Annotated in this window: 12 protein-coding genes; 4 read left to right on the top strand and 8 right to left on the bottom strand. The window is 61.1% G+C overall.

Features of this window, described 5'->3' with window-relative positions; all coding sequences use genetic code 11:
* Positions 1–72: 72 nt before the first annotated feature.
* Positions 73–1737 carry an energy-dependent translational throttle protein EttA gene (gene ettA, locus V3W40_RS21250; protein ID WP_065925348.1) on the bottom strand — a complete coding sequence of 555 codons (1665 nt, stop codon included), beginning with the start codon at positions 1735–1737 and terminating at the stop codon, positions 73–75.
* Between the two features lie 285 nt (positions 1738–2022).
* Here ettA and V3W40_RS21255 point away from each other — a divergent pair, with 285 nt between their 5' ends.
* On the top strand, positions 2023–5874 hold the full coding sequence (locus V3W40_RS21255) for a bifunctional diguanylate cyclase/phosphodiesterase (RefSeq protein ID WP_330215607.1): 3852 nt from the start codon (positions 2023–2025) through the stop codon (positions 5872–5874).
* Positions 5875–6016: 142 nt separating this feature from the next.
* The gene (gene glyA, locus V3W40_RS21260; protein ID WP_017528864.1) at positions 6017–7270 is read left to right on the top strand and encodes a serine hydroxymethyltransferase; all 1254 of its coding nucleotides are present in this window, start codon (positions 6017–6019) and stop codon (positions 7268–7270) included.
* Positions 7271–7396: 126 nt separating this feature from the next.
* Here the strand turns inward: glyA and yjiA are convergent, their stop codons facing one another.
* The 3 genes from yjiA to V3W40_RS21275 all read right to left on the bottom strand — a co-directional run bounded on the left by yjiA (position 7397) and on the right by V3W40_RS21275 (position 10772).
* Complete coding sequence (gene yjiA / locus V3W40_RS21265; protein ID WP_065924175.1) at positions 7397–8356, bottom strand: GTPase; 960 nt, start codon at positions 8354–8356, stop codon at positions 7397–7399.
* Between the two features lie 136 nt (positions 8357–8492).
* On the bottom strand, positions 8493–8690 hold the full coding sequence (locus V3W40_RS21270) for a YbdD/YjiX family protein (protein WP_003176208.1): 198 nt from the start codon (positions 8688–8690) through the stop codon (positions 8493–8495).
* A gap of 15 nt (positions 8691–8705) precedes the next feature.
* Entirely contained in the window at positions 8706–10772 is a 2067-nt protein-coding gene (locus tag V3W40_RS21275) for a carbon starvation CstA family protein (protein ID WP_053137912.1), read from the bottom strand.
* Between the two features lie 174 nt (positions 10773–10946).
* On the opposite strand from V3W40_RS21275, the gene V3W40_RS21280 reads away from it, so the two are divergent.
* Positions 10947–11315, top strand: coding sequence for a PilZ domain-containing protein (locus V3W40_RS21280; protein WP_330215608.1), 369 nt, complete (start codon positions 10947–10949; stop codon positions 11313–11315).
* A gap of 4 nt (positions 11316–11319) precedes the next feature.
* Here V3W40_RS21280 and V3W40_RS21285 read toward each other — a convergent pair whose 3' ends face one another.
* Genes V3W40_RS21285 through katB form a run of 4 tightly spaced genes read right to left on the bottom strand, consistent with a single transcriptional unit; the run spans position 11320 to position 15601 of the window.
* Positions 11320–12045, bottom strand: coding sequence for a hypothetical protein (locus tag V3W40_RS21285; protein WP_330215609.1), 726 nt, complete (start codon positions 12043–12045; stop codon positions 11320–11322).
* A gap of 16 nt (positions 12046–12061) precedes the next feature.
* Positions 12062–13429: a DNA repair protein RadA gene (gene radA, locus V3W40_RS21290; protein ID WP_053137919.1), complete on the bottom strand. Its 1368-nt coding sequence runs from the start codon at positions 13427–13429 to the stop codon at positions 12062–12064.
* Positions 13430–13464: 35 nt separating this feature from the next.
* Complete coding sequence (locus V3W40_RS21295; RefSeq protein ID WP_330215610.1) at positions 13465–14004, bottom strand: ankyrin repeat domain-containing protein; 540 nt, start codon at positions 14002–14004, stop codon at positions 13465–13467.
* Positions 14005–14059: 55 nt separating this feature from the next.
* Positions 14060–15601, bottom strand: coding sequence for a catalase KatB (gene katB / locus V3W40_RS21300; protein ID WP_330215611.1), 1542 nt, complete (start codon positions 15599–15601; stop codon positions 14060–14062).
* 287 nt (positions 15602–15888) lie between these two features.
* Here katB and mscL point away from each other — a divergent pair, with 287 nt between their 5' ends.
* A complete protein-coding gene (gene mscL / locus V3W40_RS21305) occupies positions 15889–16305 on the top strand; it encodes a large-conductance mechanosensitive channel protein MscL (RefSeq protein ID WP_053137928.1) in 417 nt (138 codons plus the stop codon).
* Positions 16306–16335 lie beyond the last annotated feature (30 nt).

The following is a 16335-nucleotide window of genomic DNA, read 5'->3' on the forward strand; positions in this document are numbered from 1 at the left end:
CAAAAACACTGCAAAACCCCAGCCCCAAAAAAAACGGAGTCCGAGGACTCCGCTTTTTTCACACCAGCCGGATCAGGCCAGTTTTTTGTGCCGTACACGGTGCGGCTGGGCAGCCGCTTCGCCCAGGCGCTTTTTACGGTCCGCTTCGTACTCGGTGTAGTTGCCTTCGAAGAACACCGCTTGCGAGTCGTCTTCGTACGCCAGGATGTGGGTCGCGACGCGGTCAAGGAACCACCGATCGTGAGAGATCACAATGGCGGCGCCCGGGAAGTCCAGCAGGGCTTCTTCCAGGGAACGCAGGGTTTCAACGTCGAGGTCGTTGGACGGTTCGTCGAGCAGCAGGACGTTGCCGCCCTCTTTCAGGGTCAGGGCCAGGTGTAAGCGACCGCGCTCACCACCGGACAGGTCCTTGACGAACTTCTGCTGGTCGCCGCCCTTGAAGTTGAAACGGCCGACGTAGGTGCGCGACGGGATTTCATAGTTGCCGATGCGGATCTGGTCGGAACCGTCGGAAATTTGCTGGAACACAGTCTTGCTGCCATCCAGGTCTTCGCGGCTCTGGTCCACACAGGCCAGTTGCACGGTTTCGCCGATTTCGATGCTGCCCGAATCCGGCGTTTCCTTGCCCATCAGCATGCGGAACAGGGTGGATTTACCCGCACCGTTACCACCAATGACGCCGACGATCGCGCCTTTTGGCATGGAGAACGACAGGTTGTCGATCAGCACGCGGTCGCCATAGCCTTTGCACACGTTCTTGAACTCGATGACCTTGTCACCCAGGCGCGGGCCGGCCGGGATGTAGATCTCGTTGGTTTCGCTGCGCTTCTGGAATTCCTGCGACTGCATTTCTTCGAAGCGTTGCAGACGGGCCTTGGATTTGGACTGGCGGGCCTTGGCGCCTTTGCGCACCCACTCCAGTTCTTCCTTCATGGCTTTTTCGTGGGCCGATTGCTGCTTGGATTCGGCGGCCAGACGGTCGGACTTGGCTTCGAGCCAACCGGAGTAGTTGCCCTCGTAAGGGATACCGGCGCCACGGTCGAGCTCGAGGATCCAGCCGGCAACGTTGTCGAGGAAGTAGCGGTCGTGCGTGATCGCAACCACGGTGCCCGGGAAATCGTGCAGGAAGTGCTCCAGCCAGGCGACGGAGTCGGCGTCCAGGTGGTTGGTCGGTTCGTCGAGCAGCAGCATGTCGGGAGCGGACAGCAGCAGGCGGCACAGGGCCACGCGGCGTTTTTCACCACCGGACAGGAACTCGACCTTGGCGTCCCACGCCGGCAGGCGCAGCGCATCGGCGGCGACTTCCAGCTGGCGCTCCAGGTTGTGACCGTCGCCGGCCTGCAGGATGGCTTCGAGCTTGGCTTGTTCAGCGGCCAGCTTGTCGAAGTCGGCGTCCGGTTCAGCGTAGGCGGCGTAGACCTCGTCCAGGCGGGCCTGGGCGTCCTTGATCACGCTGACGGCCTCTTCGACCACTTCACGCACGGTCTTGGTCGGGTCCAGGATCGGCTCCTGGGGCAGGTAACCGATGTTCAGTTCCGGCATCGGGCGGGCTTCGCCTTCGAACTCGGTGTCGACGCCGGCCATGATTTTCAGCAGCGTGGACTTACCCGAACCGTTGAGGCCGAGCACGCCGATCTTGGCGCCGGGGAAGAAGGACAGCGAAATGTTTTTCAGGATTTCCCGCTTCGGAGGGACAACTTTTCCCAGCCGATGCATGGTGAAGACGTATTGAGCCATGGTGAACCTAGCGTCAGTGACTGATGAATTAAGCGGGCGAAGCCCGTGCCAGGCCATGCGCCGCGCGGGCCGTTGACTATCATCAATGCCAGCGAGCGGAAAAAGCCTGAATGTCTGGGGCTGGAACGCCCCCGCGTAACCGGCAAAGCTACCTGAATGCGCTTGGTCAGTCCAGCCAAGCGGGGCTGGCACTTTGCCACAAGTCAAGGCATGCTAGCCGCCCTTCGGGCGTCCGGCTTATAGTGCACGTCGCGCGCCAGTCCAGCCAAACCGCAGGATCACAGCTTGTCCAAAGTCACGCCGCCAACGCCCTTGCGCGCCGCTCATGTAGCGCCGGGAACGCCCCTGCACGGCACCCTCAAAGGCGCATTGGCGACGCTCGTCCTCCTGCTGCTCGCATTATTGTTCTGGCAACTGCTGGACCAGTTGCAGCAAAACCAGAAAAACCAACAGCAATACACCATCGACTACAGTGCCGACCTGGCTGAACAAATCAGCCTGAACATGGCCCTGAGCGCAAAAATTGCCCTGAACCTGCTACCGATGGTCGAGCCGCCGCGCGACATCGAACAGCAACAGGCCTTGACGCGCACGTTGCAGCGCTCGCTGCCGGAACTGCGCAGTATCGCCCTGCTCGCGCCCAGCGGCGCGATGATCAGCGACAGCGCCAATGACAGCCAGGACAGCGCCTGGCTGGAAGAGCTGGTGCAGCGCAGCCACGGCCAACCCTACTACCTGAGCAATAACAACGACGGCACCCTCATCTATCTGCTGCTGCACCAGCCCAGCGGCGGCTCAAGGATGTACTGGGCGCTGCGCCTGGCACCCGAGTACCTGGTCAACCTGACCCGCCAGGACAGCCAGGGCCAACGGCCGATGTGGGCCATCGAGAACCGCCTGAACCACCGTGTGGTCAGCCGTGACAGCGGCATGCCGGCGCAATGGGGCGACGCCCTGACCCCGGATGACCTGAATAAAAGCGTGCTGGTCACGCCCCTGAGCAAAAGCGACTGGCAGTTGCGCGGGATGTTCGACCGCGCAGCCGTGCTGGAACAACTGCTGCCGGCGTTTATCGGTAAATGCCTGCTGGGCCTGGCCTTCTCGCTGATCCCCGTGATCGTGTTGCTGAATATGCGTCGCCGCCAGCGCCAGGTGCATGAAGGCCGGCGTCGGTATCAGGATATTTTCGAAGGCACCGGCGTCGCCCTGTGCGTACTTGACCTGTCGGGCCTGAATGCATTCTTTGGCAAGGTGAACTTGCAGACCCGCGAGCAACTGCACGCCTGGCTGCAAAGCTCCCCCGAGGAATGCCGGCAGTTGCTCACCGAACTGCGCATCACCGAGATCAACCAGGTGGCGGTGAGCCTGCTCAGAGTGGGCTCCTGCGAGGAAGCGTGGGAGCGGCTGATCGATGATTGCCCGCGCAACACCACGTCCATCGGGCATCAGATACTCGAAGCGGTCCTGACCCAACAGAATCAGCTTGAGTTGGAAATCCAGCTCAAGGATGTAGCCGGCAACGAACAATACCTTTGGATGGTGATGCGCCTGCCGGAACAGCAGGACGACTTCAAGGCGGTGATCCTCAGCATCAGCGACATCACCAGCCGCAAGCTGATCGAACTGTCGTTGGTGGAACGTGAAAGCTTCTGGTCGGATGTGGTGCGTACCGTGCCCGACCACTTGTATGTGCAGGACGTGATCAGCCAGCGCATGATCTTCAGCAACCACCATCTGGGGCACACCCTCGGCTATACCAAGGCCGAACTGCAGCAAATGGGCGAGTATTTCTGGGAAATCCTGCTGCACCCCGAAGACGCCGAGCATTACCACGATTTGCGCCAGCAGCAACGCCAGGCCGGCTACGCGACGCAGTTGCACTGCCAGTTGCGCTTTCGCCATCGCAACAACCAATGGCGGCGCTTTGATATCCGCGAGCAGGCCCTGGCGCGGGACAAGTCGGCGCAAGTCACGCGCATCATCGGTGTGGCCAAGGACATCACCGACCAGATCGAAGCCAGCGAGTCCCTGCGCGACAGCGAAAAGCGCTACCGCATGCTGGCCGAAAGCATCAGCGACGTGATCTGCTCCACCGACAGCCAACTGGCCCTCAACTACATCAGCCCGTCGGTCAACGCCGTGCTGGGTTACGACGTGGACTGGGTATTCAAGAACGGCTGGCAGTCGATCATCGCCAACCCCCAGCAACTGACCGGCATCTATAGCTTGCTGGAACAGGTCAGCCGGGCGCTGGGCGATCCCGACGCGCTGAACAGACTCCGCGATCAAGTGCAGACCCAGTTGTTCCTGTTCGACTGCCTGCGCGCCGACGGCCGCAAGGTGCCGATCGAGCTGCGCCTGGTGCTGGTATGGGATGAGCACGGCGCCTTCGAAGGTGTCCTCGGCGTGGGCCGCGATATCAGCCAGCAACGCCGCGCGGAAAAAGACCTGCGCATGGCCGCCACCGTATTCGAACACTCCACGTCGGCGATCCTGATCACCGACCCGGCCGGTTATATCGTGCAGGCCAACGAGGCGTTCAGCCGGGTCAGCGGTTATGCGGTAAGCGATGTACTCGACCAGTTGCCGAACATGCTCACCGTCGACGAACAACAGGAAGCCCACCTGCGCTATGTGCTCAAGCAATTGCACCAGCACAGCACCTGGGAAGGCGAAGTGTGGCTCAAGCGCCGTAACGGCGAGCACTACCCGGCCTGGGTCGGCATTACGGCGGTGTTCGACGACGAAGGCGACCTGGCCAGTTATGTGTGTTTCTTCAGTGATATCAGCGAACGCAAGGCCAGCGAACAGCGCATCCACCGCCTGGCCTATTACGACGCCCTGACCCACCTGCCCAACCGCACGCTGTTCCAGGACCGCCTGCACACCGCGCTGCAATCAGCCGAACGGCAGAAGTCGTGGGTGGTGCTGATGTTCCTTGACCTTGACCGTTTCAAGCCGATCAACGACTCCCTGGGCCACGCGGCCGGCGACCGCATGCTCAAGGAAATGGCGACCCGCCTGCTCGGCTGCGTGGCCGAAGACGACACCGTGGCACGCATGGGCGGCGACGAGTTCACGTTGCTGCTGCAACCGCGGGTCAACCGCGAAATGGCGCTGAACCGCGCGATCCATGTGGCCGAGCAGATCCTCGCCAGCCTGGTGAAGCCCTTCGTGCTGGAGGGTCGCGAGTTCTTTGTAACCGCCAGTATCGGCATCGCACTCAGCCCCCAGGACGGCAACGAGCTGAGCCAGTTGATGAAAAACGCCGACACCGCGATGTATCACGCCAAGGAACGCGGCAAGAACAACTTCCAATTCTACCAGGCCGATATGAACGCCAGCGCCCTGGAACGCCTGGAACTGGAGAGCGACCTGCGCCACGCCCTGGAGCAGGACGAATTCGTGCTCTATTACCAGCCGCAGTTCAGCGGCGACGGCAAACGCCTGACCGGCGCCGAGGCGTTGCTGCGCTGGCGCCACCCACGCCGTGGCCTGGTGCCGCCGGGGGACTTCATTCCGGTGCTTGAAGAGTTGGGCCTGGTGGTGGACGTGGGCGACTGGGTGATCAGCGAAGCCTGTCGCCAGCTCAAGACCTGGCACCAGAACAAGGTGCGGGTGCCGAAAGTCTCGGTGAACATCTCCGCGCGGCAGTTCTCCGACGGCCAACTGGGTACGCGCATCGCCACCATCCTCAAGGACACCGGCCTGCCGCCGGCGTGCCTGGAGCTGGAGCTGACCGAAAGTATCCTGATGCGCGAAGTCAACGAAGCCATGCACATCCTCGACAGCCTGAAAAACCTGGGCCTGAGCATCGCGGTGGACGACTTCGGCACCGGTTATTCGTCCCTCAACTACCTCAAGCAATTCCCCATCGACGTGCTGAAAATCGACCGCACCTTCGTCGATGGCCTGCCCTCCGGCGAGCAGGATGCACAAATCGCCCGCGCCATTATCGCCATGGCCCACAGCCTCAACCTGGCGGTGATTGCCGAAGGTGTGGAAACCCATGAGCAGCTGGACTTCCTGCGCGAGCATGGTTGCGACGAGGTGCAGGGGTATCTGTTCGGGCGGCCGATGCCGGCACATCGGTTCGAGGCGCAGTTCAGCAATGATGCGCTGTTCATGTTCGATTGAGCAGTGTGATGAGGCCGGCACAGTCACCACCCATCCCGAGATGAGCCCCGCTTGTCCGCGACATGATGTCCTTTCATATGCCATCTAAAACCCATTGGGTTAGAATGCCCTCCTTTTCTGCCCCCGATCCTTGAGGACCGCCATGTTCAGCCGTGATTTGACTATTGCCAAGTACGACGCCGATCTCTTCGCCGCCATGGAGCAAGAAGCCGTGCGCCAGGAAGAGCACATTGAGCTGATCGCTTCGGAAAACTACACCAGCCCTGCGGTGATGGAGGCTCAAGGTTCGGTTCTGACCAACAAGTACGCCGAAGGCTACCCAGGCAAGCGCTACTACGGTGGCTGCGAGTACGTCGACGTGGTTGAGCAACTGGCCATCGACCGTGCAAAAGAACTGTTCGGCGCCGATTACGCAAACGTCCAGCCACACGCCGGCTCCCAAGCCAACAGCGCCGTGTACCTGGCCCTGCTGCAAGGCGGCGACACCATCCTGGGCATGAGCCTGGCCCACGGTGGTCACCTGACCCACGGCGCCAGCGTTTCCTCCTCCGGCAAGCTGTACAACGCCGTTCAGTACGGTATCGATGCCAACGGCCTGATCGACTACGACGAAGTCGAGCGCCTGGCGGTCGAGCACAAGCCAAAAATGATCGTGGCCGGGTTCTCTGCCTACTCGCAGATCCTCGACTTCCCACGCTTCCGCGCCATCGCCGACAAGGTGGGCGCCTACCTGTTCGTCGACATGGCTCACGTAGCCGGTCTGGTCGCCGCTGGCGTCTACCCGAACCCTGTGCCTTTCGCTGACGTGGTGACCACCACCACCCACAAGACCCTGCGCGGTCCACGTGGCGGCCTGATCCTGGCGCGCGCCAACGCCGAGATCGAGAAAAAGCTGAACTCCGCCGTATTCCCGGGCGCCCAGGGCGGCCCACTGGAGCACGTGATCGCTGCCAAGGCGATCTGCTTCAAGGAAGCCCTGCAGCCTGAGTTCAAGACCTACCAGCAACAAGTGGTGAAAAACGCCAAGGCCATGGCCGGCGTGTTCATCGAGCGCGGTTTTGACGTAGTGTCCGGCGGTACTGAAAACCACCTGTTCCTGCTGTCCCTGATCAAGCAGGACATTTCCGGTAAAGATGCTGACGCTGCCCTGGGCAAAGCCTTCATCACCGTGAACAAAAACTCCGTGCCGAACGACCCACGTTCGCCGTTCGTGACTTCCGGCCTGCGCTTCGGCACCCCGGCTGTGACCACTCGTGGCTTCAAGGAAGCAGAGTGCAAGGAACTGGCCGGCTGGATCTGCGACATCCTGGCGGACCTGAACAACGAAGCCGTGATCGACGCGGTGCGTGAGAAGGTCAAGGCCATCTGCAAAAAACTGCCGGTATACGGCGCGTAATACAAAGAAGCCCACTGTAGGAGCGAGCTTGCTCGCGAAAAACGTCAACGATAACGCGTGCATCTTGGGTGCACGCGTTGCCTGTGAGTTCTTCGCGAGCAAGCTCGCTCCTACAGGTGGGCTTTTTTATGCCTGATAGACCCGCTCAAAGCCTTCTCGGATCTTGTCCTCCGGCAACTCATCGGCAATAAACACGATCACACTCTCCCGCGCCTCACCCTCGGCCCACTCGGTATCCCAGTCGAAACCATAGAGCTTGAGCACGCCCTGGAACACCATGCGGCGGTCTTCGCCGGCAATATTGAGCACGCCCTTGTAGCGCAGCAGCTGCTTGCCATGGTCTTCCAGCAGTTCGTTCATGAACTCACTGAGCCGGTCGATATCCAGTGGCTGGTCGGTGCGCAGCACCAGGCTGGATATACGGTCGATGGACGGCGCCTTGCTCACCGGGCGCAGGCTCATGCCGGCGTTGAGATTGAAGCCGCGCACATCGAGCAGTTCGGCCAGATCAATCTTGCCGTGCTCGACCACGCGAATCGGCGCGCGGCGGTTGATGCGTGTGAGGCGTTCACTGAGTGCTTCGAAGGTAGCGTCATCCACCAGGTCTCGCTTGCTCACCAGCAGCCGGTCGGCAAAACCGATCTGCGCCTGGGCGATGGTCTGGGTCAGGTGATGCTCGGCGTGGGCGGCGTCCACCAGGGTGATGATGCCGTCGAGGATGTAGCGTTCGCGCAGCTCCTCATCGATGAAAAAGGTCTGGGCCACCGGCGCCGGGTCGGCCAGGCCGGTGCACTCGATCACCAGGCGGTCAAAGGCGATCTCACCGCTGTCCAGGCGCTCGAGCAGCAGATACAGGGCCTTGGTCAGGTCGGTGTGGATGGTGCAGCACACGCAGCCGTTGGACAGGGTCATGACTTGCACCGGTTCTTCGCCCAGCAATTGGGTGTCGATACCGGCGTCGCTGAATTCGTTTTCGATCACGGCAATTTTCAGCCCGTGCTCGGCCTTGAGCAGATGGCGCAGCAAGGTGGTCTTGCCCGCGCCGAGGAAGCCGCTGAGAACGGTGACTGGAATGGGAGAGGACAAAAGAAATTCTCCTTAAAGGAACACAGAAACAAATGTGGGAGGGGGCTTGCCCCCGATAGCAGTGTGTCAGGCACTGATCTGTCACTGACACACCGCTATCGGGGGCAAGCCCCCTCCCACAGGGAGTTGCGTTAAATCAACAGCACTTGGGCCCACCCTTGCCGCCGTAACGGGCCTCCTGGCGTTCCCGGAAGAACGCCTTGTAGTCCATCATCGGCTTGTCCGGGTGCTTGGTTTGCATATGCTCGACGTACGTGTCGTAGTCGGGCATGCCGACCATCAGGCGCGCGGCCTGACCGAGGTATTTACCGAGGCGACTGATGTCATTGAACATGTTTGCAATCCTCGGTTATGCGTCAGGTACGGCCTGGAACGGGGCTTCTTTATCCGTACGCTCTTTGTTGCCCCAGGCGGCGACGCCGACCTTGAGCGCATAGAACAGGATGCTGAACACCACGAACAGGAACAGCACCGTCAACGTTGCGTTGGTGTAGGCGTTCCAGATCACATGTTGCATCTGGTCCACGCTCTTGGCCGGGGCCAGGATCTGGCCGTTCGCCAGGGCATCGCTGTACTTCTTCGCCAGGGACAGGAAGCCGATCGCCGGGTTGGCGTCGAACAGCTTGATGAAGCCTGCGGTGGTGGTGCAGATCAGCAGCCAGACCGCCGGCAGCATGGTCACCCAGATGTAGCGCTGGCGCTTCATTTTGATCAGCACAACCGTAGCGAGCATCAGCGCGATACCGGCGAGCATCTGGTTGGAGATACCGAACAGCGGCCACAAGGTATTGATGCCGCCCAGCGGGTCGATCACGCCCTGGTACAGCAGGTAACCCCACATGGCCACGCAACCGGCGGTCGCGATCAGGTTGGCGGTCCAGGACTCGGTGCGCTTGAGCGCCGGTACGAAGGAGCCGAGCAAGTCCTGAAGCATGAAGCGACCGGCACGGGTGCCCGCGTCGACGGCAGTCAGGATAAACAGCGCTTCGAACAGGATCGCAAAGTGGTACCAGAACGCCATGGTGTTTTCACCCGGCAGCACACTGTGCAGAATCTGCGCGATACCCACCGCCAACGTCGGCGCACCACCGGCACGCGCGAGGATGGTGGTTTCACCGATGTCATGGGCCACGGCCGACAGCGCCTCGGGGGTAATTGCAAAACCCCAGCTGCTGACGGTTTGTGCCACGGTCACCACGTCAGTGCCGACGATTGCCGCCGGGCTGTTCATGGCGAAGTACACGCCTGGCTCAATCACCGAAGCGGCAACCATCGCCATGATCGCCACGAAGGACTCCATCAGCATGCCGCCGTAACCGATGTAACGGGCGTGGCTTTCACTGGCCAGCAGCTTGGGCGTGGTGCCCGAGGAAATCAGCGCGTGGAAGCCCGAGACCGCGCCACAGGCAATGGTGATGAACAGGAACGGGAACAGGCCGCCCTTCCATACCGGGCCGGTACCGTCGATGAACTGGGTCAGCGCCGGCATTTTCAGGTCGGGCATGGTCACCAGGATGCCGATCGCCAGGGCGATGATGGTGCCGATTTTCAAGAAGGTAGAAAGGTAGTCACGTGGCGCGAGGATCAGCCACACCGGCAGTACCGCCGCTACGAAACCGTAGCCGATCAGCATCCAGGTGATCTGGATCCCGGTGAAGGTGAAGGCCTTGGCCCAGACCGGATCAGCGGCGATCTGCCCGCCCAGCCAGATCGAACCGAGCAGCAACAGCACGCCGATGATGGAGATTTCACCAATGCGGCCCGGGCGGATGTAGCGCATGTAGATGCCCATGAACATCGCAATCGGGATGGTCGCCATCACCGTGAAGATGCCCCATGGGCTCTCGGCCAGGGCCTTGACCACGATCAGCGCCAGCACCGCGAGGATGATGATCATGATCAGGAAGCAGCCGAACAGCGCGATGGTCCCCGGGATACGCCCCATCTCTTCGCGCACCATGTCGCCCAGGGAACGGCCATTACGACGGGTGGACAGGAACAGGACCATGAAGTCCTGCACCGCACCGGCCAGCACCACGCCGGCAATCAGCCAGAGCGTGCCGGGCAGGTAGCCCATTTGCGCCGCCAGTACCGGGCCGACCAGGGGGCCTGCACCGGCAATCGCCGCAAAGTGGTGACCGAAAAGGATGTGTTTGTTGGTCGGCACATAGTCCAGACCGTCATTGTTGACCACTGCGGGGGTGGCCCGCCGTGGATCGAGTTGCATCACATTATTAGCGATGAACAAGCTGTAGTAACGATAAGCGACCAGATAGATGGCCACGGCAGCGACCACGATCCACAAGGCGTTGATCGCCTCGCCTCGGCGCAAGGCCACTACGCCCAGGGCGCACGCTCCTACGATTGCCAGCACCAGCCAGGGTAGGTGGCGTAGCAGGCTATTATTATTTTTCATTTTTATATTCCAGCCAGGGTGGACAGAAAGGACAGCCATCCGGAGTTTAGCGCTACTGGCCTTAAAGGCCACCCCCCTACGTTGGTCTAGAGCCTTGCAGAGGCAAAAAAAGCAGAAAAAACCACCCGATGATGGCGCAGGGCTACAATCCTTTTATCCACAGAGGGTTTCACCATGACCGAGCAAGCGTCTGATCGCCGTCGTTTTCGCCGGATCGCCTTTGATGCCAAGACCGAACTTCGGCAAAACGGCAACGAATGGCCGGTGCAATTGGTGGATTTGTCGCTCAAGGGCCTGTTGGCGCAACGGCCTGAAGGGTGGAAGGGAAATAAGGCGCTGCCGTTTGCGGTCGACATACGCCTGGATCCCAAGGCGCATATAAAGATGCAAGTACGGCTGACCCACGAAGCTGATGGCCAACTGGGATTTGTGTGCACAGACATCGACCTGGACTCGATCAGCCACTTTCGGCGGCTGATCGAGTTGAACTTGGGCGACCAGGAAGAGCTGGAGCGGGAGTTGGGCGCGTTGCTGGAGGTGTAACGGCTCAGGGAAACGCCGTACGTGCGGGAAACTCGCTTTCCATGTCCCAGTAGCCCTTCTTCTGACTTGAGGCGCCGTGCCACTGCCCGTCGACAAACCGATAAGTCTGATAACGGGTGGCAAAGTCATCCTCACCGTCGCTGTCCATAAATGACGACACCTGCAGCAGTTCATCCGCGCCGCCACTGGTTGGCGTCGCGATCGTCCACGCCGCCTTGCCCGTATGCGCCAGGGTCAGCGCCTGGACTTTGCCGTCGGCGCCCTGGTAACCCAGCGGGTTGAGTTGCTGCTTGCCAGGCAGCAACAGCTGCGTGGCAGGCCCGCTGTAGCTGCCCATGGGGGCGGTCTGGTCGATGGTCAAAAAATACACAGGTTCGGGCAGCCCTTTGATCGGGGCTTTCTCGACCTCGGCCAACGGGTAGCCGAGGTCTTCGTGGGCTATCACCTCGCCAGAGGCCGACACCCAGCGCACCTGGGCTTCGAGCAGTGGGTTGTCGACCAAGTCGCCGGGCTCGTCGAACGAGTCTTCATCCAGCCCGCTGCCCCAACTGTCCTTGTGCAGTTGGGGGCTGATGCGCTGGTCTTCGAGCACCTGCAGCACACTGCCATCTGGCGTCACCAGCGTTTGCGCCAGGCGATAGCCCGTTGGCAGCTCAGCCCAGACCATGGCGGGCAAGCCGGCCAAGGCGACAAACAGGGCGACTACACCCCAGCGATTCGATCGTTGCATGGCGTCCATCCCTGAGTTATTCGAAAAGTGCATCCAACGCCTGCTCCAGGCGCGTCACCCCAATCACCTGCAATCCTGGCGGCATTTCCTTCGGCGCATTGCCCTTGGGCACGATCGCGCGTTTGAAGCCATGCTTGGCCGCTTCCTTCAAGCGTTCCTGGCCGCTGGGCACCGGGCGCACTTCGCCCGACAGGCCCACCTCACCGAACACCAGCAGGTCGTGGGGCAATGGCCGGTTGCGCAGGCTGGACATCACTGCCGCCATCAACGCCAGGTCGGACGCGGTTTCCAGCACCTTGACCCCGCCGACCACGTTGAGGAACACGTCCTGGTCATGGGTCGGGATCCCCCCATGGCGGTGCAGCACCGCCAACAGCATCGCCAGGCGGTTTTGATCCAGGCCCAGCGTGACGCGGCGTGGGTTGGCCAGATGGCTGTCATCCACCAGCGCCTGGACTTCCACCAGCATCGGCCGGGTACCTTCCCACGTCGCCATGACCACGCTGCCTGGGACTTCTTCCTGGGCGCGGGTCAGGAAAATCGCCGAGGGGTTGGAGACTTCCTTCAGCCCCCGGTCAGTCATGGCGAACACACCCAGTTCGTTCACCGCGCCGAAGCGGTTCTTCACCGCCCGCAGCAAGCGCAAGCGGCCATCGGACTCGCCTTCGAAATACAGCACGGTATCGACCATATGCTCCAGCACCCGTGGCCCAGCCAGCGCGCCCTCTTTGGTGACGTGGCCGACCAGGAAGATCGCCGTGCCGCTCTGCTTGGCGTAGCGCACCAGCAACGCCGCACTTTCGCGCACCTGGGACACGCCGCCCGGCGCCGACTGCAATTGCTCGGTGAAAATCGTCTGGATCGAGTCGATCACCATGACCTTGGGTTTTTCGATCCGGGCTGTGGCGATGATGCTTTCGATGCAGGTTTCGGTCATGACCCGCAGTTGGTCCTGGGGCAAGCCGAGGCGGCGCGCGCGCATGGCCACCTGTTGCTGGGATTCTTCGCCGGTGACGTACAGCGCCGGCATGCGGCTGGCGATGCTGCACAGGGTTTGCAGCAGAATCGTCGATTTGCCGATGCCGGGGTCGCCGCCAATCAACACCACCGAGCCGTCCACCAGGCCGCCACCCAGAACCCGATCCAGCTCGCCGGAAGCCGTCGAGAAACGCGGGATCTCTTCGACGCTGACTTCGGCCAGGGTCTTGATCTGCGCCTGCTGCCCGGTCCAACCGGCACGCCCGGTAGGGGCAGCGGCGCCGCCGCTTTCGATCATGGTTTCAGTCAGGGTATTCCACGCACCACACTCGGTGCATTGGCCGGCCCACTTGGGAAAGGTCGCGCCGCACTCCGTGCAGCCGTACATGCGCTTGGCCTTTGCCATTTGAGAACCTCCAACCGAAAAACCGCGATGATAGCTCAGCGCGACGCCGGGGTCCGGATTTCACCGCTGGCCAATCGTGAAGCACTATTGCCGACCGGGTCTTCGGCGTTGAGATCGGCGCCCTTGGCCTTGAGTTCGTCGAGCAACTCGATGCGCTTGAACAGCCCGGCATACATGGCCGCCGTCTGACCGGCACCGTTACGCTGGTCGGGGTTGCAGTCGGTGGCCAGCAGGCGCTGGGCGATTTTCAATTCGCCCTTGAAGATCGCGCCCATCAACGCGGTGTTGCCGCGTTTGTCCTGCACACAGGCGTCGGCACCGGCGGCGAGCAAACGCTCCACATAAGCGCTTTCGCCGTGGTAGGCGGCGAGGATCAGCGCGGTGTAGCCCTTGTCGTCCTGGGTGTTGAGGGGGAAGCCGGCGTCGATAAAGGTGTTGAGCATGTCGAGGTCGCCACGGCGGGCGGCGTCGAAGTAATAGTCCTGGAGCTGCGCCTTGAGCGCGACCGGGTCGGGCGACTCGGCATGGGCGACAAAGGCCAGCATGGTCATCAGTAAACCGATAGAAATACGCATGGGTGCTCTCCTGCCAGAGGTCGACGCCCGGGAGGGGCGTCGACCGAAACCAACGTCAGTCAGTGAGTTTTTCGGCCAGCGCCTTCACGCGCGCCAGATCACCCTTGGCGACCTTGGCCACGCCGGTGCCGTACTCCGGATCAGCCTTGTAGAGGAACGACAGGATGATGTGCTTGCTCTCGTCATCGGTCGTGGCCAGGGAGCCGCCGAAGTTGTCGATCAAGTCCTGACGCTCTTTCTTGTTGTAGGAGCGATACAGATCGCCGGCCTGCTTGAAGTTCTGCTCACGCTGGATCTTCGCCTGCTGGGTGCTGCCCGACAGTGCCGTCTGGCTGTAGCGCGCGGTTTGCGGCTCTTCACGGTTTTCCAGGCGGCTTGGCTGGTAGTTCACGCCGCTGGTGGTCTTGCCGAAGTTCAGCGCGCCGTCCTGGTTACCGTTGTTGACGGTGACCCGAGGGGCGTTGATCGGCAGTTGCAGGGCATTGGCGCCCAGGCGATACATCTGCGTGTCGGCATACGAGAACACCCGGCCTTGCAGCAGGCGGTCTTCCGACGGCTCGATGCCCGGTACCAGGTTGGCCGGGGCCATGGCCACTTGCTCGGTTTCCTGGAAGACATTCGCCGGGTTGCGGTTCAGCACCATCTGCCCGACTTTGCGCTCGGGCACATTCGGCCAGATCTTGGTGGCGTCCAGCGGGTCGAAATCAAACTTGGCCAAGTCTTCCGGCTTGAGTACCTGCACATACAAGTCCCACTTGGGGAAGTCGCCCTTGTTGATATGGGTGACCAAGTCGTTGGTCATATGGCTGTAGTCACGCCCCTGCACTTCGCTAACTTGCTTGGGATCGAGGTTCTTGATGCCTTGCAGGCTCTTCCAGTGGAACTTGACGTAGTGCACTTCACCCTTGGCGTTGATCAACTTGTAGGCATGTACGCCATTGCCGTCCATTTCCCGATAACTGGCCGGAGTACCGGAGTCGGAATACAACTCGGTAAGTGTGCGAGTGGCCTCGGGAACATGGGAGAAGAAGTCGAAGCGACGGGAGTCATCGTCCAGGTTAGTGCGCGGGTCCGGCTTGAAGGCGTGGACCATGTCGGGGAACTTGATGGCATCGCGGATAAAGAACGTCGGGAAGTTATTCCCCACCAGGTCCCAGTTACCGTCAGCGGTGTAGAACTTGGTGGCGAAACCGCGCGGGTCACGCAACGTTTCCGGGGAGTGGTTGCCGTGCACCACGGCCGAGAAGCGCACGAAGACCGGGGTGGCTTCGCCTGCCGCAAAGACCTTGGCCTTGGTCAGGTCGCTGAGGTTGTCGGTAACCGTAAACGTGCCGTGGGCGCCGGTGCCACGGGCATGCACCACGCGCTCAGGGATGCGTTCACGGTCGAAGCGCTGCAGCTTCTGGATCAGTTGCACGTCCTGCAACAGCACCGGACCATTGGCACCCGCGGTTTGCGAGTTCTGGTTGTCGCCGACGGCAGCACCGTTATCGCGGGTCAGGTTGGCGGCTTGTACGGAGAGGGAAAGCAGGCTGGCGGTCGCCAGTACCAGCACATGACGCGCCAATACCGGGCCGCGATTGATTGGATTCTTCATCAAGGTTTCCTCTGGTTTTTTTAATGCACATTCAGTTGTGCTTGCCAGAGGCTAGTGACCCGCGAGTCAGAAGATAAATAGAAAAACACCACCAGGTCGATTGAGAAAATAATGTGGTAAGCCGCTGAAATAGCGGGTATTTCGCGCGCGATTGGTGGCACTTTGCAAACTATTTGCGATTTAATGTGTCGATAAAAACTGACAGTGTTAGCAGCTGTATCAGGCAAGCCGGTTACGACTGACTTACACTGAGCGGCACCCTTCTCATCTGTAACAAGGAATAACCTATGGGCGTGATCAGTGAGTTCAAGGCCTTCGCGGTCAAAGGTAATGTGGTCGACATGGCCGTCGGTATCATCATCGGCGCCGCCTTCGGCAAAATTGTTTCCTCGTTTGTAGGCGATGTGGTGATGCCGCCCATTGGTCTGTTGATCGGTGGCGTGGACTTTGGTGACCTGGCGATTACGCTCAAGGCGGCACAGGGCGATGTGCCTGCCGTGGTGCTGGCGTACGGCAAGTTCATCCAGAGCGTGATCGACTTTGTGATCGTCGCGTTCGCGATCTTCATGGGCGTCAAGGCCATCAACCGCCTCAAGCGTGAAGAAGCCGTGGCGCCTAGCCTGCCACCGACACCGAGCAAGGAAGAAGTGCTGCTGGGCGAGATTCGCGACCTGCTCAAGGCGCAGAACGACAAGCCGCTTTAACCCGGACCGGCTTGGAAAAAAGGCGCCTCC

Source organism: Pseudomonas sp. AM8 (assembly GCF_036346475.1).
GTDB lineage: Bacteria > Pseudomonadota > Gammaproteobacteria > Pseudomonadales > Pseudomonadaceae > Aquipseudomonas > Aquipseudomonas marginalis.